The sequence below is a fragment of the Aeromonas sp. R4-2 genome, from assembly GCF_040908295.1.
In the GTDB taxonomy this organism is placed as follows: domain Bacteria; phylum Pseudomonadota; class Gammaproteobacteria; order Enterobacterales; family Aeromonadaceae; genus Aeromonas; species Aeromonas veronii.
On the sequence record NZ_JBFODL010000024.1, the window covers coordinates 153420 to 176813 of the forward strand.

28 protein-coding genes are annotated in these 23394 nt (G+C 58.7%); 16 read left to right on the forward strand and 12 right to left on the reverse strand.

From position 1 onward, the window contains the following. Window positions 1-129: 129 nt before the first annotated feature. The gene (gene rsmI, locus AB5Y99_RS18875; protein WP_113740263.1) at window positions 130-963 is read right to left on the reverse strand and encodes a 16S rRNA (cytidine(1402)-2'-O)-methyltransferase; all 834 of its coding nucleotides are present in this window, start codon (window positions 961-963) and stop codon (window positions 130-132) included. A gap of 199 nt (window positions 964-1162) precedes the next feature. Here rsmI and AB5Y99_RS18880 point away from each other — a divergent pair, with 199 nt between their 5' ends. Genes AB5Y99_RS18880 through dolP form a run of 4 tightly spaced genes read left to right on the forward strand, consistent with a single transcriptional unit; the run spans window position 1163 to window position 4446 of the window. Beyond that, a complete protein-coding gene (locus tag AB5Y99_RS18880) occupies window positions 1163-2950 on the forward strand; it encodes a penicillin-binding protein activator (RefSeq protein ID WP_368210505.1) in 1788 nt (595 codons plus the stop codon). Continuing rightward, window positions 2871-3263: a YraN family protein gene (locus AB5Y99_RS18885; RefSeq protein WP_085941981.1), complete on the forward strand. Its 393-nt coding sequence runs from the start codon at window positions 2871-2873 to the stop codon at window positions 3261-3263. Before AB5Y99_RS18880 ends, AB5Y99_RS18885 begins: the two co-directional genes overlap by 80 nt. 9 nt (window positions 3264-3272) lie before the next feature. Continuing rightward, window positions 3273-3863 (forward strand): SIS domain-containing protein, encoded by a 591-nt coding sequence (locus AB5Y99_RS18890; protein ID WP_368210508.1) that lies wholly within the window; start codon window positions 3273-3275, stop codon window positions 3861-3863. 4 nt (window positions 3864-3867) lie between these two features. Further along, window positions 3868-4446, forward strand: a complete 579-nt coding sequence (gene dolP, locus AB5Y99_RS18895) for a division/outer membrane stress-associated lipid-binding lipoprotein (RefSeq protein WP_005336277.1) — start codon at window positions 3868-3870, stop codon at window positions 4444-4446. Between the two features lie 43 nt (window positions 4447-4489). Here the strand turns inward: dolP and AB5Y99_RS18900 are convergent, their stop codons facing one another. From AB5Y99_RS18900 to zapE, 8 genes are all read right to left on the reverse strand, one after another. After that, window positions 4490-4915 (reverse strand): ClpXP protease specificity-enhancing factor, encoded by a 426-nt coding sequence (locus AB5Y99_RS18900; RefSeq protein ID WP_368210509.1) that lies wholly within the window; start codon window positions 4913-4915, stop codon window positions 4490-4492. Then, on the reverse strand, window positions 4912-5541 hold the full coding sequence (gene sspA / locus AB5Y99_RS18905) for a stringent starvation protein SspA (protein ID WP_005336279.1): 630 nt from the start codon (window positions 5539-5541) through the stop codon (window positions 4912-4914). Before sspA ends, AB5Y99_RS18900 begins: the two co-directional genes overlap by 4 nt. Window positions 5542-5628: 87 nt before the next feature. Continuing rightward, complete coding sequence (locus tag AB5Y99_RS18910) at window positions 5629-6363, reverse strand: cytochrome c1 (protein WP_368210511.1); 735 nt, start codon at window positions 6361-6363, stop codon at window positions 5629-5631. Then, a complete protein-coding gene (locus tag AB5Y99_RS18915) occupies window positions 6360-7577 on the reverse strand; it encodes a cytochrome bc complex cytochrome b subunit (protein ID WP_040068842.1) in 1218 nt (405 codons plus the stop codon). Before AB5Y99_RS18915 ends, AB5Y99_RS18910 begins: the two co-directional genes overlap by 4 nt. Before the next feature lie 2 nt (window positions 7578-7579). Continuing rightward, entirely contained in the window at window positions 7580-8170 is a 591-nt protein-coding gene (gene petA, locus AB5Y99_RS18920) for a ubiquinol-cytochrome c reductase iron-sulfur subunit (protein ID WP_040068840.1), read from the reverse strand. A 295-nt stretch (window positions 8171-8465) separates the two neighbouring features. Further along, window positions 8466-8858 (reverse strand): 30S ribosomal protein S9, encoded by a 393-nt coding sequence (gene rpsI, locus AB5Y99_RS18925; RefSeq protein ID WP_005336286.1) that lies wholly within the window; start codon window positions 8856-8858, stop codon window positions 8466-8468. Window positions 8859-8873: 15 nt separating this feature from the next. Continuing rightward, complete coding sequence (gene rplM / locus AB5Y99_RS18930) at window positions 8874-9302, reverse strand: 50S ribosomal protein L13 (RefSeq protein WP_005336289.1); 429 nt, start codon at window positions 9300-9302, stop codon at window positions 8874-8876. Window positions 9303-9568: 266 nt separating this feature from the next. Next, window positions 9569-10663, reverse strand: a complete 1095-nt coding sequence (gene zapE / locus AB5Y99_RS18935; RefSeq protein WP_118854504.1) for a cell division protein ZapE — start codon at window positions 10661-10663, stop codon at window positions 9569-9571. Window positions 10664-10803: 140 nt separating this feature from the next. On the opposite strand from zapE, the gene AB5Y99_RS18940 reads away from it, so the two are divergent. The 12 genes from AB5Y99_RS18940 (at window position 10804) to AB5Y99_RS18995 (ending at window position 21724) form a co-directional block, all read left to right on the forward strand. Then, a complete protein-coding gene (locus AB5Y99_RS18940; protein ID WP_201943710.1) occupies window positions 10804-11184 on the forward strand; it encodes a YhcB family protein in 381 nt (126 codons plus the stop codon). Window positions 11185-11265: 81 nt separating this feature from the next. Next, a complete protein-coding gene (locus tag AB5Y99_RS18945) occupies window positions 11266-12627 on the forward strand; it encodes a Do family serine endopeptidase (RefSeq protein WP_005336295.1) in 1362 nt (453 codons plus the stop codon). 109 nt (window positions 12628-12736) lie between these two features. Next, window positions 12737-13861, forward strand: coding sequence for an outer membrane-stress sensor serine endopeptidase DegS (gene degS, locus AB5Y99_RS18950; protein ID WP_058057526.1), 1125 nt, complete (start codon window positions 12737-12739; stop codon window positions 13859-13861). Window positions 13862-14175: 314 nt separating this feature from the next. Then, window positions 14176-14535: a transcriptional regulator gene (locus AB5Y99_RS18955; protein WP_139494757.1), complete on the forward strand. Its 360-nt coding sequence runs from the start codon at window positions 14176-14178 to the stop codon at window positions 14533-14535. Window positions 14536-14552: 17 nt separating this feature from the next. Further along, on the forward strand, window positions 14553-14918 hold the full coding sequence (locus AB5Y99_RS18960) for an SFCGS family glycine-rich protein (RefSeq protein WP_005355141.1): 366 nt from the start codon (window positions 14553-14555) through the stop codon (window positions 14916-14918). Beyond that, complete coding sequence (locus AB5Y99_RS18965; protein ID WP_019444839.1) at window positions 14918-15214, forward strand: DUF4312 family protein; 297 nt, start codon at window positions 14918-14920, stop codon at window positions 15212-15214. Before AB5Y99_RS18960 ends, AB5Y99_RS18965 begins: the two co-directional genes overlap by 1 nt. Before the next feature lie 39 nt (window positions 15215-15253). Next, a complete protein-coding gene (locus AB5Y99_RS18970) occupies window positions 15254-16030 on the forward strand; it encodes a DUF4311 domain-containing protein (protein ID WP_005355143.1) in 777 nt (258 codons plus the stop codon). A gap of 11 nt (window positions 16031-16041) precedes the next feature. Then, complete coding sequence (locus tag AB5Y99_RS18975; protein ID WP_005355144.1) at window positions 16042-16692, forward strand: DUF4310 family protein; 651 nt, start codon at window positions 16042-16044, stop codon at window positions 16690-16692. Window positions 16693-16734: 42 nt separating this feature from the next. Further along, window positions 16735-17874, forward strand: coding sequence for an amidohydrolase/deacetylase family metallohydrolase (locus AB5Y99_RS18980; protein ID WP_368210514.1), 1140 nt, complete (start codon window positions 16735-16737; stop codon window positions 17872-17874). Continuing rightward, window positions 17858-18973: a DgaE family pyridoxal phosphate-dependent ammonia lyase gene (locus AB5Y99_RS18985; RefSeq protein WP_368210516.1), complete on the forward strand. Its 1116-nt coding sequence runs from the start codon at window positions 17858-17860 to the stop codon at window positions 18971-18973. The genes AB5Y99_RS18980 and AB5Y99_RS18985 overlap by 17 nt, the downstream gene beginning before the upstream one ends. Further along, entirely contained in the window at window positions 18973-19713 is a 741-nt protein-coding gene (locus AB5Y99_RS18990) for a KDGP aldolase family protein (protein ID WP_368210519.1), read from the forward strand. The genes AB5Y99_RS18985 and AB5Y99_RS18990 overlap by 1 nt, the downstream gene beginning before the upstream one ends. Window positions 19714-19819: 106 nt before the next feature. Further along, entirely contained in the window at window positions 19820-21724 is a 1905-nt protein-coding gene (locus tag AB5Y99_RS18995) for a transcription antiterminator (RefSeq protein ID WP_368210521.1), read from the forward strand. Window positions 21725-21741: 17 nt separating this feature from the next. Here the strand turns inward: AB5Y99_RS18995 and npr are convergent, their stop codons facing one another. The 3 genes from npr to ptsN are packed head-to-tail and all read right to left on the reverse strand — an operon-like array spanning window position 21742 to window position 23393. Then, complete coding sequence (gene npr, locus AB5Y99_RS19000) at window positions 21742-22014, reverse strand: PTS phosphocarrier protein NPr (protein WP_005336318.1); 273 nt, start codon at window positions 22012-22014, stop codon at window positions 21742-21744. A 20-nt stretch (window positions 22015-22034) separates the two neighbouring features. Then, on the reverse strand, window positions 22035-22901 hold the full coding sequence (gene rapZ / locus AB5Y99_RS19005; protein ID WP_005341768.1) for an RNase adapter RapZ: 867 nt from the start codon (window positions 22899-22901) through the stop codon (window positions 22035-22037). Window positions 22902-22946: 45 nt separating this feature from the next. Next, the gene (ptsN, locus tag AB5Y99_RS19010; protein ID WP_005336322.1) at window positions 22947-23393 is read right to left on the reverse strand and encodes a PTS IIA-like nitrogen regulatory protein PtsN; all 447 of its coding nucleotides are present in this window, start codon (window positions 23391-23393) and stop codon (window positions 22947-22949) included. Window position 23394: the final 1 nt, after the last annotated feature.

Consider the following 23394-nt stretch of genomic DNA (forward strand, 5'->3'; position numbering starts at 1 on the left):
CACGGGGTAAACCGGCAATTCCCGTTTACAGCCATTTATCGCGCTTTGATCCCCGTTTACAGGGTGAATGCTCGCAGATATAGAGGAGCGTGATGGTCATAAAATAATCTGGCGGCCCATTCCACCGACTCAATAGTGCTCGAGACCATATTTATAGAGAGCATTCTTCTTCACGCCGTGGATCTCGGCGGTCAGGGCGGCCGCTTTTTTCAGTGGCAGCTCTGCCACCAGCAGTCCCAAAGTGCGGATCGCCTCGGCAGGCAGATCCTCTTCTTCTTTGGAGGCGCCAGCCACGACCAGCACGATCTCGCCGCGGCAGCGGTTGTCATCCTCGCCAAGCCAGGTCAGCATTTCAGAGGCTGGCAGACCGTGGATCGACTCAAAGGTCTTGGTCAGCTCGCGGCACACCACCACCTGACGCTCACCGAGAATGCGAGCAATCGCCTCCACTGTATCCTGCACACGGCGCGGAGATTCGTAAAACACCAGCGAGCGGGTGTCTTCGATAACGGCTTGCAGGCGATCGTCGCGTCCCTTGCTCTTGGCGGGCAAGAAGCCTTCAAAGGCAAAGCGATCGGTGGGCAGACCGGCCGCGCTTAGCGCGGTGATGGCAGCACAGGGACCGGGCAGCGGCACCACCTTGACCCCGGCTTCACGACAGCGGGTGACCAAGTGATAACCGGGGTCGCTGATAAGCGGAGTGCCGGCATCGGAGACCAGCGCAACACTCTTGCCCTCTTTGATCCGGCCGATCAGCACATCGGCTTTCTGCTGCTCGTTGTGATCGTGCAGGGCGAAGGTCGGCACCGAGATTTGGTAGTGGCTGAGCAGGATACCGGTATGACGGGTATCTTCAGCTGCCACCAGATCGACACTGCGTAAAATGTCCAATGCACGCTGGGTGATGTCCGCCAGATTGCCGATCGGAGTGGGGACTATATACAGGGTTGGGATGTCACTCATGGGATCTCCGAGTGCCCCGACAATTGTGTCGCCATATTGGCCCGTTTACACTATGGGGAACTTCAACACTGGTCGGGGAATGAACTTGAACCGGGTTACAAAGCAGCTAAGTGTATCACGACTCTTCGGCATCATACTCGCGGCAGTACTGCTCGCCGCCTGTGCGTCGGAGCCCAATCAACCGTCAGGGCAGTCAGGCATGCCCTCTGCGTTCTCCAATCTGACCAAGAATGCCCAGTGGTATCTTGAGCAGGTGGACCACGCCAAGCCGGCCGAGGCCTTTACCTGGCAGATGCTGGCGGCACGCAGCTATCTGGCGCTGGGCCAGGCCAAACCGGCCTCGGCGCTGTTCCAGCAATTGCAGAAGCAGGCCAAAGATCCCGTTCAGAAGGCGCAGTTGCAACTGCTGCAAGCCCATCTGTTGCTGGCGCAAGGCCACGCCAATCAGGCGCTGATCCTGCTGGAAGGCAAACCCGAGGTGGTGCTGGATGCCGATACCCAGAAGGACTGGTATCGCCAGCGCGTGGTGCTGCAGCTCGACATCAACAACAAGTTTGGCGCTGCCAAGTCGTTGATTGCACTGGAACCCTACCTCAATCAGAGCGAGCAGGCGACCAACCATCAGCAGATCTGGTCGTTGCTGAAAAGCATGACCCCCTCCACCCTGCAGGCGCTGGAAGAGGCTCCGGCCCCTGATGTGACCACCGGCTGGTTGCGACTGGCGGCACTGGTCAACGAGTTTGGCGCCCAGCCGAACCTGCTGGCCCGCCAGCTGGCAGGCTGGAAGCGTGACTTCCCTAACCATCCAGCCCAGAAGGATATGCCGGCAGGATTGGGCGATCTGGCGGCCACTGCCAGCACCTCGGTGCAACAGATCGCTGTGCTGCTGCCCCTCTCCGGCAATCTGGAGCCGCAGGGCGCCGCCATCCGCAACGGTATGCTGATGTCTTATAAGGAAAATCAGGGGCAATTCACCCTGAACTTCTACGACACCCAGAGCAAGTCGACCGGCGACCTGTATAAGCAGGCGATTCAGGAAGGGGCAGACATGATCATCGGTCCGCTGCTGAAAGACCGGGTCGAGGAGCTGCTCAAAGCCAATCCGACCGTGCCGGTACTGGCGCTCAACGAGCTGGACAAGCCGGTCGTCAACGACACCACCTACTACTTCTCCCTCTCTGCCGCCGCAGATGCCGCGCAGGCAGCCCAATACCTCTACACCCAGGGCTACCGCAAACCGCTGCTGATCGCCGCTCAGGGGCGGATCGGTTACAGCAGTATCAAGGCGTTCGAGCAGAGCTGGGCCACCCTGAGCCAGGATAAGCCGGTCGTTGCCACCTTCGGTGCCCGCAACGAAGTACAGGGAATGGTCAAGAATGCCCTGAGCGGCCGATCTACCGCCCGTGCTGGCGAGGTAGTGCAACTCTCTGATGCCGCACCGCGCAGCATCGATGCCGTTTATGTGGTGGCCAACAGCCTGGAAACCCGGATGATCAAGCCCTACGTGGATGTCTCGGTCAATCCGATGGGCAGCCTGCCCATCTACACCAGCTCCCGTGGCTACGACAGCGCCGCCACCGAGGTCGCCTCCGAGCTCAACGGCATGCATATCGCCGATATGCCGCTGCTGCTGGGCGGCTACGAGAAACAGCGCGAGCAGATCGCCCTGCTCTGGCCACAGACTCAGGGTGACCTGCTGCGTCTGTTTGCCATGGGCTACGATGCCGTCAGTCTGGCTGAGAACCTGCAGCAGATGCGCAAGGTGGGCGGCATGCAGCAGGCTGGCATGAGCGGTCAGCTGAGCGTGGATGCCCAGGGCAATATCGTGCGGATGCTGAGCTGGGGTACTTACCAGAACGGCAAACTGGTCGACGAGAACGCCGTTCAGCAACTGGAGGAGCCCTCCAATGAAGGAACTATGGAAACGGATGCGCCAGCAGTTGCCGAGCCTGTTCCCCTCACCAACGAGCAAGGGACAGCACTTTGAACAAGTCGCTGAACGCTGGTTGCAGGCCCGGGGCCTGCAACCGGTAGCTCGCAACTACCGCTGTCGTGGCGGTGAAATAGATCTCATCATGCACCAGGGCCAGACCCTGGTGTTTGTTGAGGTGCGCTACCGGGCCACCGGCAGCCATGGCGGGGCCGCCAGCTCGGTCACCCGCAGCAAACAGCACAAGATCATGCTGGCAGCGCGCCACTATTTGAAGCAACATGCCATCAACGAGGCCAATCAGGCCTGCCGATTCGATGTGATTGCGTTCGAGGGCGACCAGCCAGCCTGGATCCAGAACGCATTTTAAGAGGACCCTATGACTGACCGCATCAAAGAGAACTACACCGAAAGCATCCAGACCAAGATAGCCGCCGCCGAGGCGCTGCCGGATGCCATCCATACTGCAGCCCAGATGATCACCATCTGCCTGCTCAATGGCCACAAGGTGCTGGCATGCGGTAACGGTCCTTCTGCCGCACTGGCGCAACTGTTCATCTCCGAGCTGGTCAACTGCTACGAGACCCAGCGCCCCTCCCTGCCCGGTATGGCCCTGACCCCGGACATGGCGACCATCAGCGCCATCGCCACCGACCACGGTTTTGAAGAGGTCTACGCCAAGCAGATCCGCGCGCTGGGCCAGCCTGGCGACATTCTGGTGGTCATCACCACCTCCGGCCACAGCCGCAGCCTGATCAAGGCCACCGAGGCCGCCCTCTCCCGCGACATGACCATAGTGGTGCTGAGTGGGGGTGACGGTGGCGAAATGGCAGGTCTGCTCGGCCCGAACGATGTGGAGATCCGTGTTCCCTCCGCCCGTCGCCCTCGCATTCTGGAAGTGAACCTGTTGACCCTGCACTGCCTGTGTGATCTCATCGACCAGACACTTTTCCCGCAACAGGAAGATTGAAACCATGAAAAAGCACACTATCCTGCTCGGTCTGCTGGTTAGCACCCTGCTGCTGCAAGGCTGCGCAGCCCTGGTTGTTGGCGGCGCCGCAGGGACTGCCAAGGCCTCTGGCGATCGCCGGACGCTGGGCGCGCAGTGGGATGACCAGACCATCGAGCTGAAAGCGGCCAATCTGCTGGCCGACAACAAACCACTCAGCGCAGCCAGCAAGATCAGCGTCTACAGCAACAATGGCCGCGTCCTGCTGGTCGGCCAGACACCTTCTGACGTTTACAAGATTGAGGCGGGCAAAATTGTCAGTCGCATCGAAGGGGTGCGCCACGTCTACAACGAATTGCGCATCGGCCAACCTGCCAGTTTCACCACTCGCAGCAATGACTCCTGGATCACCTCCAAGGTGAAAGCCGATATGTTCGGCACCAAGAACTTCGACAGCACCAAGGTCAAGGTGGTCACCGAGAACGGCGAGGTGTTCCTGATTGGTCTGGTGACTCGCCAGGAGGGAGAGCAGGCAGTCAACATCGCCCGCCATGTAACCGGCGTGAAGCGCGTGATCAAAGCCTTCGAGTTCGCCCAGAACTAAGCCCGACCGCACATAAAAAAACGCAGCCAATCGGCTGCGTTTTTTATTTGATTACCTTCAGGGTCGGACGACCGCTTGGACGCGGCGGTTCCGGCTCAGGCTCCACCGGCGCTTCAGCCTGCTCAAGCCAGATATCGTAACCCGGCTCGGGCGGGAACATGGTGCCCACACCGTTCTCCCGGGCATGGATAGCCAACACTGCCGCCATCGGGAGATAAACCTGCTGGGAGACCCCGCCAAAACGGGCACTGAAGCTGATAGCCTCGTTATCCATGTGAAATTGCATCACGGCTCGGGGCGCGATGTTCAGTACAATTTGCCCGTCCTGAGCAAACTGCATCGGCACCATCACATGGGGAATGTTGACGTTGACCACCAGATGAGGGGTCAGATCGTTGTCCAGCAACCAGTCAAAGAACGCCCGTAACAAGTACGGGCGGCTCGGTGTCATTGTCGGTTCCATGCTCATACGCCAGCACGGATCTCGCGTTCGGCTTCGGTCAGGGAAGCCTGGAAGGACTCACGCTCGAACAGACGAACCATGTAGGCCTTCAGCTCTTTGGCGCCACGACCGGTCAGGTCGATGCCAAGGCTCGGCAGACGCCACAGCAGCGGTGCCATGTAGCAATCCACCAGACCGAACTCTTCGCTCATGAAATAGGGCATTTCACCGAAGATCGGCGCGATGGCCAGCAGGTTGTCACGCAGTTCGTTGCGTGCCGCTTCAGCATCGGTACCGGCCATGATCTTGTCAGCCAGTGAGTACCAGTCCAGCTCGATGCGGTGCATCATCAGACGGCTGTTACCGCGGGCAACCGGGTAAACAGGCATCAGGGGCGGATGCGGGAAGCGCTCGTCCAGATACTCCATGATGATGCGCGAGGTGTAGAGTGCCAGCTCACGATCAACCAGGGTCGGTACAGAGTTGTACGGGTTCAGCTCGGCCAGCTCATCCGGCAGATTGGCTGGATCAACCTGGCAGATATCCACGCTAACACCCTTCTCCGCCAGGACAATACGCACCTGATGGCTGAACATATCGTTGGCACCGGAAAACAGCGTCATTACCGAACGCTTATTGGCAGCTACAGCCATTGAACCCTCCCGTCATTAAAAAGCAGAAACGGCAATGAAGCATCTTGGTCTTCATTGCCGTGCATTATATTACCCGTATCTGGTCGCTTAGTGAACGTCGCGCCAGAATTCCTTCTTCAACAGCACAGTGAAGATGAAGAAGATCACGATGAAACCAAGCACCCAGAAGCCCATGCGTTCACGCTCCTGTTGTACCGGTTCAGCCGAGTAGACCAAGAAGTTTACCAGATCCAGTACCGTCTGATCATACTCTTCGTCATCCATTTCACCATTACCGTCAGATTTGATGCTGACAACCTGCTGGGTCTCGACTCCATCGACCGTGTGAGTGACGAACTCGGCACGGGGGGTTCCCTGCAACGGTTCCAACACATGAGGCATACCCACAGACGGGAACACCACATTATTCACCCCGAACGGACGGGTCTCATCCACGTAAAAAGAGCGCAGATAGGTGTAAATCCAGTCCGCACCACGTACCCGGGCAACCAGAGTCAGATCGGGGGGCGGCGCACCAAACCACTTGGCGGCATCCTTCTCTGACATGGCGCTCTTCATCAGGTCACCGACCTTTGCGCCGGTGAAAATCAGGTTCTCTTTCATCAAATCTTCGGGGATCCCGAGATCTTCTGCGACCCGGTTATAACGCTGATACTGGGTAGAGTGGCATCCGGCGCAATAGTTCATGAAGGTGGCCGCGCCGCGTTGCAGCGATGCCTTGTCACTCAGATCGTAATTGGCTTTGTCCAGATGAACAGCTCCGCCACTTGCAAATACCAGAGATGGCAGCAGGGTCAGCACTGCAAATATTATTTTTTTCATTTAAATGTAACCCTCTCCGGCAGCGGCTTGGTGCGTTCGTTTTTGCTGTAGAAGAACAACAGCACGAAGAAACCGAAATAACCCAAGGTACAAATCTGGGCAACCAGCGTCAGGGTCGGCGTCGACGGCAGCACCCCCAGCACCCCCAGGATGATAAAGCAGACCACGAACTGGGCGATGTTAAGCTTGTGCAGCTTGCTGCGATAGCGAACAGAACGCACCTTGCAGCGATCCAGCCAAGGCAGCAGGAACAACACCACAATAGAGAGGCCCATCATGATGACGCCCAGAAGCTTGTCGGGTACGGCACGCAAAATCGCGTAGAAGGGAGTGAAGTACCACACAGGCGCGATGTGAGCAGGAGTCTTCAGGCCGTTGGCCACTTCAAAGTTCGGCTTCTCGAGGAAGTAACCCCACATATCCGGCTTGAAGAAAATGATGGCGCAGAAGAAGAACAGGAAGCCCGCCACACCGATCATGTCCTTGACGGTGAAATAAGGGTGGAATGCCACCGCATCCAGCGGCCAGCCGTTTTCGTCCTTGTGCTTCTTGATGTCGATACCATCCGGGTTGTTGGAGCCCACTTCGTGCAACGCCAGAATGTGCATGGCAACCAGCATCACCAGCACCAGCGGCAACGCGATGACGTGCAGCGCGAAGAAGCGGTTCAGGGTCGCACCGGAGATCACGTAGTCACCGCGGATCCACAGGGTCAGATCGTCACCGATGACCGGAATGGCGCCAAACAGCGAGATGATGACCTGAGCCCCCCAGAATGACATCTGGCCCCAGGGCAGCAAGTAGCCCATAAAGGCCTCTGCCATCAGCACCAGGAAGATCAGCATGCCGAAGATCCACAACAGTTCACGAGGCTTCTGATAAGAGCCATAGATCATGCCGCGGAACATGTGCATGTAGACCACGATGAAGAATGCAGACGCACCGGTTGAGTGCATGTAACGCAGCAGCCAGCCGTACTCCACATCGCGCATGATGTACTCCACGGAGGCAAACGCACCTTCCGCAGAGGGGTTGTAGTTCATGGTCAGCCAGATACCGGTGATGATCTGGTTGACCAGCACCAGCATGGCCAGCGAGCCGAAGAAGTACCAGAAGTTCAGGTTCTTCGGTGCCGGATACTTGGCCATGTGGTCGTTGTACATGGCCGTGAGCGGGAATCGATAATCGATCCAGCCCATCAGTTTACTCAACATGGTCAGGCCTCCTTGCCATCGGCACCGACCAGGATGGTGGTGTCATTAATGAATTGATAGGGCGGAATGACCAGGTTCAGCGGTGCAGGCACCCCCTGGAACACACGGCCGGCCATGTCGAACTTGGAGCCATGGCACGGGCAGAAGAAGCCGGACGTAACGCCCTGCACCTGCTCGCCAAAGCTGTCAGGCAGATAGGAAGGTGAACACCCCAAGTGGGTGCAAATACCGACCGCGACAAAAATTTCGGGCTTGATCGATCTGTACCCGTTATGGGCATAGTCAGGCTGCTGCGGCTCTTCAGATGAGGGATCCCGCAGCTTGTCATCATGCGCGGCCAAGGCATCCAGCGTCTGTTTGGTGCGTTTCACCACCCAGACAGGCTTGCCTCGCCACTCGACACGGATGAGCTGACCCGGTTCCAACTTGCTGATATCGACTTCAACCGGCGCACCGGCTGCTTTGGCCTTGGCGCTCGGATTCCATGACTTTATAAACGGCACTGCGGTAAACGCAGCTCCTACCCCACCAACGGCAACCGTTGACCAGGTAAGAAATCTGCGGCGACCGGTATCAACTGGCGCATTGCTCATCCAAAAACTCTCCCATGTGGACTCCGCACATTCTTATAGTGTCCCTGTTCCCCATTTTTCCCGTGACAACAGCGGCGGAAGCTGGATTTACAATTGCCACAGAAAACAGGGGAAATTTTAAAGAAAAGATAACAACTTGACAAGAAAGAGCGGTGAGCAATGAAAACAATAAAGAAACAATTTTTTGTCTTTTGTGACGCGTGGTTAGCATTGATGTCGGTAATATTACCAATAAAAAAAGCCTGGCAACCGCCAGGCTTTTTTGACACTCGAAAGAGTGAGTACCAAAAGCGAATTAACGCTTGGAGTACTGCGGACGCTTACGAGCTTTGTGCAGACCAACTTTCTTACGCTCAACCTTACGGGCATCACGAGTAACAAAGCCAGCTTTACGCAGTTCGGAACGCAGGGTTTCGTCGTACTGCATCAGAGCACGAGTGATACCGTGGCGGATCGCACCAGCTTGACCGGAGATGCCACCACCGTTAACGGTGATGTACAGGTCCAGTTTCTCGGTCATCTCAACCAGTTCCAGCGGCTGACGAACTACCATGCGGGCAGTCGGACGGCCGAAGTACTGCTCCAGGGAGCGCTGGTTGATTACGATCTTGCCGCTACCCGCTTTGATAAATACGCGAGCAGTGGAGCTTTTGCGACGGCCGGTACCGTAGTATTGATTTTCTGCCATGTTGCCAGTTCCCGATTAGATATCCAGTACTTGAGGTTGCTGAGCAGCATGAGCATGCTCGGCGCCTGCGTAAACTTTCAGTTTACGGAACATGGCACGGCCCAGAGGACCTTTCGGCAGCATGCCTTTGACGGCTGCTTCGATTACCATTTCCGGTTTACGCTGAATCAGCTTGTCGAAGCTGATTGACTTGATACCACCCGGGAAACCGGAGTGAGCGTGGTACATTTTGTCGGTAAATTTCTTACCGGTTACGTGTACCTTCTCAGCGTTTACAACGATGATGTAATCACCGGTGTCAACGTGCGGAGTGTACTCAGCTTTGTGCTTACCACGCAGACGAGCAGCGATCTCGGTTGCGATACGACCCAGAGTTTTACCTTCTGCGTCCACAATGTACCAGTCACGTTTTACGGTTTCTGGCTTGGCAACGAAAGTTTTCATTAAGTTAAACCCAATTACCTGTTACAGACCCAATTGCTTATGGGGGCTCTCCCACAAACAACAAACGATGGCCTACCTGTACCCCTTCGAATACAAGTAAAGCTTAAAGTGTTGCTGTCTTATCGACAGCTGTAACGTGGGCCGGGCGATTATAAGTGAAGTTGCCTTAAATATCACCTGCTAATTTCACTGCCATGAAACCAGCAAATGTCGCCCGGCCCTACCTGCCGCAGATGCCCATCCGACTGGCAGGCGCGGTATTGTGACTAAGGAAGGTGCACTCTGGCAAGGTATTCGTGCGATTGCATTTCCTGAAGCCGTGAAAGACAGCGTTGGAATTCGAAATTCAGCAGCCCTTCGCCGTAGAGTTCTGTCATGGGAACAGCCGCCGACATGATGAGTTTGACGTGCCGTTCGTAGAACTCATCGACCATGGCAATGAAGCGACGAGCCGCGTCATCCGTGCCTGTGCCCATTGGCTGCACATTGGCCAGCAGAACGGTATGGAACAGTCTGGCCAGCTCGATATAGTCGTTCTGGGAGCGGGGAGTACAGCAAAGTTGCTCAAACTCCATATAGAGCACCCCTTCCCCCATCCCGAGCGACCTCAGCTGACGATGATTGACCTCGAACGTCCCCTCGCAAGCCGTGTGTCCGCCGGTTAATTGCTGAAAATAGTGGTCAAGATTGGCTTTTGCCTGCAAATCCAGCGGGCAGTGATAAATCTCGGCTTGTTCCAGCGTACGCAGGCGATAGTCGATACCACCATCCACGTTAAGTACCTCACAATGGCGCTCGATAAGCTCGATAGCAGGCAGAAAACGGGCTCGCTGCAGCCCGTTGCGATAAAGATCCTGCGGCGGAATATTTGAAGTGGCGACCAGCACGACACCGTGACCAAACAGCTCCTGAAACAGCGTGCCCAGCAACATGGCATCGGTGATGTCGGAGACAAAAAATTCGTCGAAACAGATGATGTCTGTTTCACTGGCAAGCTTGCTGGCCACCAGCTTGAGGGGGTCGGATTGCCCGCTCAGCCCCTGCAGTTCATCGTGAATGCGGTGCATGAAACGGTGGAAATGGCTGCGCATCTTGCGCGTCCCAGGCAGGCTGTCGAAAAAAGTATCCATCAGCCAGGTCTTGCCTCGGCCCACTCCGCCCCACATATAGATACCGAGGACGGGCTCCGGCGGCTTGGGCTTTTGCAGCCAACCCAGCAGCCCTCGAGATCTGGTCGGAGTCGGGCGCCGTAGCAAATCCTGATACAGTCGCTCCAGCCTGCTAATGGCCATCCCCTGCGCGGGGTCGGCCACAAAGCCGGGGCGCAGCAGATCCTGCTGGTATTTTTGCTGCGGTGTCATCCTTGAGCGCCTCTCCAAGTCCCTGAATCGAGGACAAAATGGTATCACGGCCTCAGGACGCACGGTATAGTGCCATCAAGGCATGGCGGTTATGACGACCGCATAAACCCACTCTGTTTTAGCTGTAACAAGGAGCATCTATGAGTCTGTTAACTGGGATCCTGCTGGCTGTCGCGGCCTTGATTATCGGTATCGTTCTCGGCCGTTTTTCGGTGCGTAGCCGCGATGCTGGCCGTCTCGAACAGGAACTGAAGAAGGCCCACAAGGAGCTCGAGAGTTATCAGGGCCAGATCAACACCCACTTCGCCGACAGTGCCGCCCTGATGGAGCAACTGGCCGAGCAGTATCAGACCCTCTATCGCCACATGGCCGAGCAGAGCAAATTCCTGGCCAAGGCGCAGGAACCGCTGTTCCGCGAATCATTGGTAGAAGAAGCCCCTGCCAATGTGGCAGAAGAGCCGGGCATTCCGCCTCGCGACTATGCTGGCGCCTCTTCCGGACTGCTCAAGCAACCAAACTAGTTCCTCGCGGAACTAATTGGCCAGTCCCGTGGTCTGACCTTGACGATTGCAATGCAACTTTTTCTGGGAGCTGTTTTTCATATGCGTAAACCTCTTTCCATGCTCAGTGTGCTAGCCCTCAGTGTCGGTATCGCCATGTCTGCGGCCCCTGCTCAGGCTGCACTGCCTTCCCTGTTAGGTTCAAATCAGGAGATGCCAAGCCTGGCGCCTGTTCTCGAACAGGTCACCCCGGCGGTGGTCAATATCTCGGTTTCTGGCAAAAAAATTACCCGTCAGCGTCTGCCGGAACAGTTCAAGTTCTTCTTCGGCCCCAACATGCCCGATGAACAGGTGAGCGAGCAGCCATTCCAGGCGCTCGGCTCCGGTGTCATCGTCGATGCCAAGAAGGGTTACGTGATCACCAACGCCCACGTGGTGCACGAGGCGGACGAGATCAAGGTCAATCTGAAGGATGGTCGTGAGTACGCGGCCAAGAAGATCGGTGAAGACAAGCAGTCCGACATCGCCCTGCTGCAAATCAAGGCCGAGGATCTGGTGCAGATCAAGTTCGCCGACTCCGACGAGCTGCGGGTAGGTGACTATGCGCTGGCCATCGGCAACCCGTTTGGTCTGGGCCAGACCGTCACCTCCGGTATTGTCAGTGCGCTGGGTCGCAGCGGCCTCAACATCGAGAATCTGGAGAACTTCATCCAGACCGATGCGGCCATCAACTCCGGTAACTCCGGCGGCGCTCTGCTCAACCTGCGTGGCGAGCTGATCGGTATCAACACCGCGATTCTGGGCCCGAACGGCGGCAACATTGGCATCGGCTTTGCCATCCCCTCCAACATGGTGCGGGATCTGACCGAGCAGATCGTCAAGTACGGTGAAGTGCGTCGTGGCCAGCTGGGTATTACCGGCACCGAGCTCACCTCCGACATCGCCAAAACCTTCGGCTACAACAAGAAGGATGGTGCTTTCGTCAATCAGGTCATGCCTGATTCGGCGGCCGACAAGGCGGGCATCAAGGCTGGCGATATCATTGTCAGCATCGATGGCAAACCGGTTCGCTCCTTCGGTGAGCTACGCGCCAAGATCGCCACCATGGGCGCTGGCAAGCAGGTCGAGCTGGGACTGATCCGCGATGGCAAGTCACAAACGGCCAAGGTGACCCTGAAGCAGGCTGATGACAGCGAAGTACGCGCCAGTGCGCTGCATCCGGCACTGGAAGGGGCCAAGCTGAGCACCACTACCGACCCGGTCTCCGGCGTCGCGGTGGCCGATATTGATCCGCGCTCTCCGGCAGCCGCTTCCGGCCTGCAGAAGGGTGATATCATCATCGGGGTCAACCGCTTGCGCATCAACACCCTGGGCGAGCTGACCAAGGCGCTCAAGAACAAGCCTGACGTGCTGGCGCTCAACATCCAGCGCGGCGACTCCTCGCTCTATCTGGTGATCCGCTAACGCTCAAGTTGTTCGCTACTCTCTCTATCACCCGCGGCCTTCACCGCGGGTGATTTTTATCCATCGATAGTGTTATTCTCTGCGCGCAGCCTGTACGGATGAGAATGACATGAAAATCCCCCCTTTAGTCAGTTACTTGGGCAAGTCTGTCGGTTTTGGATTGACCGTCGCAGCGCTGCTGTTGCTGCTGTTTCCCCATTTTCGCGGTGGTGCCCAACTGCCCGGCATCATCACCAATGCCCGTGAACTGAGTTTCTCCTATGCCGCCCATCGGGCAGGCCCTGCCGTCGTCAACATCTACACCCGCAGCTTTGCCCCCAATCAGGGCAATCAGGGGGAACTGCGCCCGCAAGGGCTGGGTTCTGGCGTCATCATGAATCAGCGCGGCTATGTACTGACCAACTACCACGTCATCGCCGATGCCGACCAGATCATCGTCGCGTTGCAGGATGGTCGGGTCTTCAGTGCCGAGCTGGTCGGCACCGATCAGCTCACCGACCTCGCCGTGCTCTATATCGAGTCAGACAACCTGCCGGTGATCCCGCAGGATCCCGAGCGGCTACCAGAAGTGGGGGATGTGGTGCTCGCCATCGGCAACCCCTACAACGTCGGCCAGACCATCACTCAGGGCATCATCAGTGCGACCGGCCGTACCGGCCTCTCCAGCATGGGACCCGACAGCAATGGCCGTCAGGATCTGCTGCAGACCGATGCCGCCATCAACGAGGGCAACTCGGGTGGCGCGCTGGTCAACGGCCGTGGCGATCTGGTGGGTATCAACACCGCCACCTATCACCTCAACGGCAATCAGGAGAGCTACGGCATCAGCTTCGCCATCCCCTACCGGCTGGCAAAACGGATCATGGATGAGCTGATCGCCAACGGCCGGGTGATCCGCGGCTACCTCGGGATCTCCAGTGTCGAGATCAACCCCATAGTCGCGCGGATGATGAACCTCGGCGACCTGCGTGGTCTGGTGGTGGAGAGTCTGGATCCCAACGGCCCGGCGGCCAAAGGCGGCCTGCAGCGAGGGGATGTGCTGCTCAAGATCAACGGAGAGGCCATCAGTGGCGTACGCAGCGCCATGGACAAGATTGTCGAAAGCCGCCCCGGCACCAAGCTGACCATCTCGGTATTCCGCTCCGGCAAGCCGCTGGAAGTGGTGGTCACCATAGAGGAAGATCTGCGCTATCAGCAGAGAACCGCCAGCTCGAGCGCAACATCGGCCAGCTAGCGTCACTCCTTTTTATGAGAAGGGCGGGAAACCGCCCTTTTCCATATCTGCCCTCTCGGCAACGTCTCTTACCGTGAGATGACTCACAGTTTCCCGCAACGCTTGCCCTGCCCCCGCCCCCCGATTAGTGCGCTACCGATCACACAAAACCGGTCCCAATAAACACTCTTTTTGTCTTTTCAGTATCCAAACGCTCACTTTGGGGCCATTTCCTCAGGAATTTCCGCTTCGAATCGGAAAAACACTGCCTCCTCCACATCGACGCGCAGGCTTAGGGTAACGCCATACCTTCTGCCAGCCTTGGAGAGCAGACATTGCAAACAGAGACTCACGACCAGACCCTGACCCCGAACAGCCCGGAGTTGCTGCGCCAGACCGATCATATCCTCGCGCGCATTTATCCCCTGCTGGCCGAACAGGGCATCATCCCCAACGAGGTGCAACGGCAGATGCTGGCCTCCCATGTCAAAGCCATGGTGTGGCGCTCCCACAGCGGCGAGCCCCTGCCAGAAGTTGACCTCAGCCTGTTTGAAGAGATCTCCCCCCTCTCACTGCGTCTCGCCGAACAGGTCGTCAGCTGGCTGGATCAGCTTGCTCATGAGGAGGCACACCTCTTGTCCGTCCATTTTGAAGTCGCCAAAGAAAACGAACTCAGCTCGGTGCAGAACCACTAACTCAAGGAGAAATCGATATGACAGCCATCAAACTCGTGATTGGAGACCGTCTCGGCAAGGGTCAGAAAGTGGGTGCAGGCGCGGAAGCTGCCGGGGCCAACGTGACCATCATCCCCGGCATGGCCGCCGACATGAAGCTCGGCGATGTGATGAACAAGGAGCAGGCGGATCTCGGCATCTCCTTCTGCGGCAGCGGCGGCGCCGGGGCGATCACCGCCCAGACCAAATACGGCTACAAGTGCCGCTACGGCATGCGCTCTGTTGAAGAGGGCGTCACCGCCATCAACGAAGGATGTGTAGTGCTGGGCTTCGGTTTCATGGACAAGGAAGAGCTGGGCCAGAAGCTGGTCGAAGCCTTCGCCAAGAAGCACGGACGCGCCTGATGAAAGAGAACTTCACCACCCAGGTCATCGTCAACGGCAAGGGGACGACACGCCAGCAGGCGTTTGCCTCCGCCCTCAGCCAGGTGCAACCCACACTGCTCAAGGACAACCAGCAGGTACTGCTGCGCATTGAGCCGGTCGATGTACAGGTGCTCAAAGCCGAGGAGTCGGTCCGAGTGGAGAAGTTCCTGTTCTTCTTCCTGCCGCGCCAGCGCCGCGAATACCGCGTCCAGCTGGAGATCAAGGTTCAGGTCACCAGTCTGGATGTCGCCAAGGTGACATTCACCCAGGTGTGATGCCTGCGCAGGCACAACCCCACAAGAAGGATACGTTGGATGTTTCTAATCATTTTTATCAAGTCACTCATCATTGGCGGCCTGGTTGGCGTCGGGGTGGGGGCCGGCGCGGCGCGGATGTTCCACGCCCCGACCGTACAGGGCATGGGAGCCTTCCGCACCCTGGGCGAACTTAACTCCTGCGAGGGGGATCCCGCTTCTCACTTCTCGTTTGGTCTGGGCTTCTTCTTCAACGCCTGGGCCTCGACTGTGGCGGCAGGCGCCTTCACCCAGGATGTGGATCACCGCATCATCCCGCACTGGGCCACGGCGGCACTGCTGTTCAAAAATCGGGATCTCGCCACCACCCTGCACGACCCGAAAAAGATGGCCATCGCCGGCGGCATCATAGGCGCCATCGTGGTTGCCTTCCTCAACAGCACGGCGGCTGCCGTCCCGGCCGCCCTGCAGGTCACTGCGGTCAAGGTGCTGGTACCGGCCGCCAACCTGCTGGTCAACACCGTCATGCCGGTGATCTTCTGGCTGGCCGCCATCGAAGCGGGCAAGAAATCCGGTTTCTGGGCCACCATCTTCGGCGGTCTGGCCCAGCTCATCATGGGCAACGCGGTACCGGGTCTGGTGCTCGGCATCCTGATCGGCAAAGGCGTGGAAGAGAGCGGTTGGAACCACGTCACCAAGGTGATGATGGCAGCCATCGTCCTGCTGTTCGTGCTGAGCGGCTTCTTCCGTGGCTTCGACATGAAACTGATTGAATCCTTCCATATGGGTGTTCCCCTGTGGCTGGAAAGTGTCCATAACCTGCTGAGCGGCAAATAAGGGGTCACACCATGGATGAGAAACTGAAAAACAACTTCTGGTACGCCGACTGGTCATTCCCCATCTTCGTCGGCCTGCTCTCGGCCGGGGTCTTTGCCGGTACCCATATGTTCTATCTGTACGGGGTCGGTGCCTTCAACGAGGTAGCCTTCGTCGCCATGCTGAAAGCCGGCATGGACACGGGTGCCTACGGCGCGGTAGCCGCGTTCGGTGCCAGCTTCCTGTTCGCCCGCATCATCGAGGGATCCCTGGTGGGGATCCTGGATATCGGCGGAGCCATCCAGACCGGGGTTGGCCTCGGCGTGCCAGCACTTCTGCTGGGGGCCGGCATCGTCTATCCGGTGGAGAACTTCGGCGCCTCGCTGGCAACCGGCATGGGGATTGGTCTGGCCATCGGCTACGTCATCATTCTGGCGCGCAAGTTCACCATCAACCAGAGCAACTCCACTTACGGTGCTGACGTGATGATGGGGGCTGGCAACAGCTCTGGCCGCTTCCTCGGCCCCCTCATCATCCTCTCCGCCATGGGCGCTTCCATCCCCATCGGTATCGGTTCCCTGCTGGGTGCGCTGCTGTTCTACGTGTGGGGCAAACCCATCACCGGCGGTGCCATCCTGGGAGCCATGCTGCTGGGTACCTTCTTCCCGGTCGCCCTTGTGTAAGTACCAGCCGCCCTGCGGGGCGGCTCGCCAGAGGTTATCAGCATGTACGACATCATCATCAAAGCGGGGCGGCTGGGAGATGGCCAGCTCGTCGATATCGCCATCAGGGAGGGCAAAATCGCCGCCATCGGCTCCCTGCCGGAGACGGCAACGGCGCGGCAGATCCTGGATCTCGGCGGCCGGGTGCATGTGAGCGCTGGCTGGATCGATGGCCACACCCACTGCTACCCCACCTCCCCCATCTATCACGATGAGCCGGACAAGGTGGGCGTAGAGTCCGGCGTCACCACCGTCATCGACGCCGGCAGCACCGGAGCCGACGATGTGGATGACTTCCAGCAGATCGCTGCGGGCTGCAAGACCCGGGTGCATGCCCTGCTCAACATCTCCCGCATCGGTCTGCTACGCCAGAACGAACTGGCTGATAGCCGGGACCTCGATATGGATCTTGCCTCGGCAGCCATTCGCCGCCACCCCGACTTTATTGTCGGCATCAAGGCGCGGATGAGCGGCAGCGTGGTCGGAGAAAAAGGTCTACAACCGCTGCGCATGGCCAAGGCGCTGCAACAGACCCACGGCCAGCTACCGCTGATGGTGCACGTGGGCAACACGCCGCCGGATCTGGACGAGATAGTTGCCCTGCTGGGGGATGGCGATCTGCTGACCCACTGCTTCAATGGCAAACCGAACCGCATTCTGACCCCGGCTGGCGAGCTGCGTCAGGCGGTGCGCGAGGCAATGAAACGGGGCCTCTTGCTCGACATTGGCCACGGCGGCGCCAGCTTCAGCTTCGAGGTGGCGGAGCTGGCTATCCGGCAGGGGATCCTGCCCCGCACCATCAGCTCCGACATCTACTGCAAGAACCGCATCAAGGGGCCGGTCTACAGTCTGGCTCACGTGATGTCGAAGTTTCTCGCCATCGGCATGACGCTGGAGCAGGTGCTCGCCTGCGTCACCCATCAGGCCGCCGATGCCCTGCGCCTTTCCGGCAAGGGGCGGCTTGAGGTAGGCGCCGATGCCGATCTGACCCTGTTCGAGGTCGCCAGCGGCCCGACCCTGTTTATGGATACCGAAGCCCAGTCCCGCAGCGGTGACCAACAACTGCAGCCTCTCGCCGCCCTGGTCGGTGGCGAACTGGTTCTGACTCACTATGGGAAATCACACCATGCCTTCTGTTTATGAGAAATATCAGCTCAAACCGGTGATCAACGCCTCCGGGCGCATGACCATACTCGGCGTCTCCACCCCCGAGCAGGAGGTGGTCGATGCGGTCAATTTTGGCCTGGGCCACTACTTCGAGGTCAAGGATCTGGTCAACAAGACCGGCGCCTATCTGGCTGGTTTACTGGATGTGGAAGATGCGGTGGTGGTCTCCTGTGCCAGCGCCGGCATCGCCCAGTCAGTCGCCGCCATGATAGTGCGCGGCGATCCCTACCGCCTCGAGCAACTGCATGCCCACCCTCATGACGTGCCGAGCGAAATCGTGCTGCCCAAGGGGCACAACGTCAACTTTGGCGCCCCCGTCGGTACCATGGTCAATCTGGGTGGCGGCAAGGTAGTGGAAGCCGGTTACGCCAACGAGTGCTCCCCCGCCCAACTGGCCGCTGCCATCAATGCCAACACCGCTGCGATCCTCTATATCAAGTCCCACCACTGCGTGCAGAAGAGCATTCTGTCGGTGGCCGAGGCCGCCGAGGTCGCCAAGGCCCACGGGCTCCCGCTCATTGTCGATGCGGCTGCCGAAGAGGATCTGCGCCTCTACTACAACCAGGGAGCGGATCTGGTCATCTACAGCGGTGCCAAAGCCATTGAAGGGCCCACCAGCGGGCTGGTGCTCGGCAAGCGTCAGTACGTGGAGTGGGTCAAACAGCAGGCCAATGGCATCGGTCGCGCCATGAAGGTGGGCAAGGAGGGGATCCTCGGCCTGACCCACGCTATCGAGCGCTATCTGGCCAAAGAGAAAGAGAGCGGCGCCGCCATGGTCGCCAAGATGAGCCCCTTCATCGAGCGTCTCAACCAGCTGCCCGGCGTCACCGCCAAAGTGGTGTGGGACAGCGCAGGACGCGACATTGCCCGCACCGATATCGCGTTTGACCACCAGCAGATCGGCATGACCACAGTGCAGGTCGTCACCCGTCTGCAACAGGGCACGCCTGCCATCTACTGCCGCGGCTACAAGGCCAACGAGGGGCACATCGAGATCGATGTGCGCAGCGTCTCCGTGCCCCAGCTCGACCAAATCCACTCCGCCATTGCCAACCTCGTTCAGGAGAATCGCTGATGTCCCTTACCCCCAACTACTACCGTGATCGGGTCTGTCTCAACGTGCTGGCAGGTTCCAAAGAGAATGCCGTCGAGGTATATGACGCAGCCGAAGGCCACGTGCTGGTCGGTGTGCTCTCCAAAAACTACCCGGATATTCCCTCCGCAGTTGCCGATATGAAGGAGTACGCCAAGCTTATCGACAACGCCCTCTCCATCGGGCTGGGCGCCGGCGATCCGCGCCAATCCGCCATGGTGGCCGAACTGGCCTGCCAACTGCAGCCCCAGCACGTCAATCAGGTGTTCACCGGTGTCGGCGCCAGCCGGGCGCTGCTCGGCCAGTCACAAACGCTGGTGAATGGGTTGATCTCCCCTACCGGCATGCCGGGCATGGTGAAGATCTCCACCGGTCCACTCAGCGCCGGGCAGCCGGATGGCATAGTGCCCCTCGATACCGCCATCGCCCTGCTCAAGGACATGGGCGGCAGCTCGGTCAAGTTCTTCCCCATGGGCGGGCTGGCCTGCCGCGACGAGTATCAGGCAGTGGCCGAGGCTTGTGCCCGCAACAACTTCTGGCTGGAGCCGACTGGCGGCATCGATCTGGAGAACTTCGAGGAGATAGTGCGGATTGCGCTGGATGCCGGAGTCGAGAAGGTGATCCCGCACGTCTACAGCTCCATCATCGACAGCGCGAGCGGGCACACTCGCCCCGAGGATGTGCGGACTCTGCTGGCCATAGTGAAACGACTGTTGGCCTGATGGCAGTCACGGCACCGGTTCAATCACTGACCGGTGCCTGGCTTGTTGATGACCCACTTGTTAACATCGACCCTTTATCTCGCAACAGGAGTCTTGCATACCCCCTATGATCAAGCTGCCACACCCCAGGCTCCATCAACTGCTGATCCAGCTCCACGCCGAACCACTGCCGCAGGAGGAGCTGGCTCGCCGCCTTAATGTCTCCACCCGCACGGTGCGCACCGATGTGGCGACCCTCAACGAACTGATTGCAACGCACGGCGCTCACCTGATCCACCAGCGTGGCAGCGGCTACCAGCTCAAGATCTACAATCAGGGACTGTTCGACGCCCTGCTGGCGGCCCAGGGTCAGGATAGCGGCCTGCCACGCACCAGCCGGGAGCGGGTGCTGCACCTGCAGATCCTGCTATTGACGGCAGAGCAGGGGATCAAGCTCGATGAGCTGGCTGATACCTGGTATCTGAGCCGGGCGGCACTGCAAGGGGATATGGCGGAAGTCCGTGAGCAACTCAGCCACTTCAGGCTCAGCGTCGAGAGCAAACCCCGCCTGGGGATGCGCATTCAGGGGGAGGAGACGGCGATCCGTGCCTGTTTGACCCAACTGCTCTATCAGGAGTTGCTGCACAACAACCAGTTGCAAACCCTGCTACCCAACCTCTGCCCCAGCAAGACGATGGAGGTAGTGGGCAATCACATCCATGCCCAGCTTGCCCGACATCAGCTGCGTCTCGCTGACGAGAGCTTGCAGCAGCTCGCCATCTACTGCGCCGTTGCCCTGCTGCGTCAGGCATCCGGTCACGAGTTGCGCCACTTCGCCAGCGAAGATCTGACTCTGCCGCTGCTGGCAGTATCTCGCGATATATATGCGGTATTGCCAACCCTGACGCCCCCCGTAGAGGATGAGATCGCCGGTCTCGCCATCCAGATCCAGGCGCGCCTGATTGCCGATACTCCCCAGCTCAGCCCTGCCATGGCCGCAGAGAGCGAACAGCTGGTGGAACATCTGCTGACCTACATTCATCAACACTACCCTTACGACCTGCGAGGCGACCAACAGCTGCGGGCCGACCTGCAAACCCATATCAGCGCCATGCTGCTACGGGTCAAATACCAGATAGGCAACCACAACCCGCTGGCCGATCACATCAAGCAGTACTACCCCCTCGCCTACGACATCACGCTGGCGGCCATTTCGGAGTGGATCAAGCAGACCCCCTACCGACTGACCCATCACGAGATCGGTTATCTGGTGATCCATATCGGGGTCGGGCTGGAGCGCCATTACGACATAGGCTATACCCGCCGCCCGCAGGCGCTATTGCTTTGCGATGCGGGCAACGCCACCTTCCGGGTACTGGAAGCACGCATCAAGCGGGAGTATCCCCAGTTGCAGCTGACCACGCTGGAGTCGGTGCGGGATTACGAAGGTCTGGCGCAGATCGCGCAGGACTTTGTCATCAGTACCGTCAAGGTGAACGAAAAAAACGCCCCCGTGGTACTCGTTGCCCCCTTCCCGACCCAATACCAGCTGGAGCAGCTTGGCAAGCTGGTGCTGATCGACCGCACCCGCCCCTACATGCTCGACAAATATTTCGATGCCGACCACTTCATGGTGGTCAAAGAACCCCTCACCCAGGACGAACTGTTTGCCCGTATCTGTGATCAGCTGGAGGCGGAAGATCTGGTGGAAAGCGGCTTCAGAGCCTCACTACAGGAGCGGGAGCGGATCGTCTCCACCATGCTGGGAGAAGGGATCGCCCTGCCCCACTCTCTCGGTCTGCTGGCGCGCTGCACTCTGGTGTACACCGTACTGGCACCGCAGGGGATCGACTGGGGCAACGGGGAAATCGCGACGCTCATCTTCGTGCTGGCCATCAGCAAGGCCGATTATGAGGAGGCGATGGGTCTCTACGACCTGTTTCTGGCACTGATGAACGAAAAAGCCAGCAGGAACCTGCTGGCTTGTCGGGATTTTGCCAGCTTCAAAGCGCTGGCGCGTACCGGTTCATAACATATAACGAGGAGTGACTACTCCTCATTGAAGCCGGAGGTGAACAGCTCCACCACGGCGGCCAGAGCCTCGACCTCTTCGGGACCCTCAACCTGTACTTCCACCTGCCGCCCTTGCGCCGAATCCAGCATCAGCAGGCCGATGATGCTGTCAGCATCGGCCTCCACACCATCTTCATTGCGCAGCAGCACGTGGGCATCGAAACCCTGCACCAGCTCGAACAGCATCATGGCAGGTCTGGCATGAATACCCAGCTTGTTTTTCACTTCAACCGAGGCGGAAACAGTCATCGGGTCGTCCTATTGGTCCGTCAGGATTGGGGGGCACTCTTGTCGAGAGTGCGGTGGCGGATCTGCACGTTCTTGCCAAGCAAACGGAATGCACTGGCCAGCCGCTCTGCAATAAAGACCGAGCGGTGCTGACCGCCGGTGCAACCGATGCCGACCGTGAGGTAGCTGCGATTGTTGCGCTCCAGATGGGGCAACCAGGTCGCCAGCATGTTTTCGATCTGCTGAGTAAACAGCATCACGTCAGCCTGCGCCGAGAGGTAGTTGGCGACCGGCTCATCCTTGCCGGTGAAGGGCTTGAGCTCGGGGATCCAGTGCGGGTTGGGCAGGAAGCGGGCATCAAACACGAAGTCGGCATCCTTGGGGATGCCATATTTGAAACCGAACGACTCGAACACCAGCACCAGCTCGTTCTCTTTCTTGCCGAGTACCCGGGTTTTGATGAGCTCGCTCAGGTCGTGAATGCTGAGGGTGGTGGTGTCGATACGCAGGTCAGCAGTCGAGGAGAGTGGCGCCAGCAGGTGGGTCTCCTCCCGAATCGCCTCATCCAGCGACAGCTTGTTGCGTGAGAGGGGGTGCAAACGGCGGCTCTCGCCATAGCGCTTGAGCAGGGTGCCGTTGTCGGCGTCGAAGAAGAAGCTGGAGAACTCTACCCGCCCCTCATTGCGCACCTGAGCCAGCAGATTTTCCAGTTTCTCCGGATCGCTCGGCAGGTTGCGCACATCGATGCTGACCGCCAGCTTGTCGTACTGGCTCTCCACCGAGACAATCAGCTGGGGCAGCAAATTGACGGGCAGGTTATCCACACAGTAGTAACCCAGATCTTCCAGCACTCGCAGGGCTACCGTTTTACCGGAGCCCGAACGTCCACTTACCACGATTAACTGCATCTTGTTCCCTCACGCCAAAACGGGTGTCTCATCCTTGGCCTGCTGTCAGGCCGAGGTCATGATCTGATAGAGCTCTTCGTCGCTGGTTGCCTGACGCAACTGGCGGCAAACCGCCTTGTCACCCAGCTTGGAAGCCATCAGAGAAAGGGTCTTGAGATGCTGCTTGCACTCGCTTTCCGGCACCAGCAAGGCAAACAGCAGGTCAACCGGTTGATTGTCGATGGAGTCGAAAGGAATAGGGTCGGCAAAGGTCATCAGGATCGCGGTTGGCGGGAACTCATCGTCAATGCGACCGTGGGGGATCGCAATACCGGCACCGATCCCGGTACTACCCATTTTTTCACGGGCCAGCAAGCATTCAAACAGCGCCTGACGGGAGGTGCCAAGGCGTTCGGCGGCCAGCTCGCTGATGATTTCGAGGGCGCGTTTCTTGCTGGTACAAGGGACTGCACTCTTGGTGCAGTCCCGACTCAGTATGTGTTCAAGTTGCATG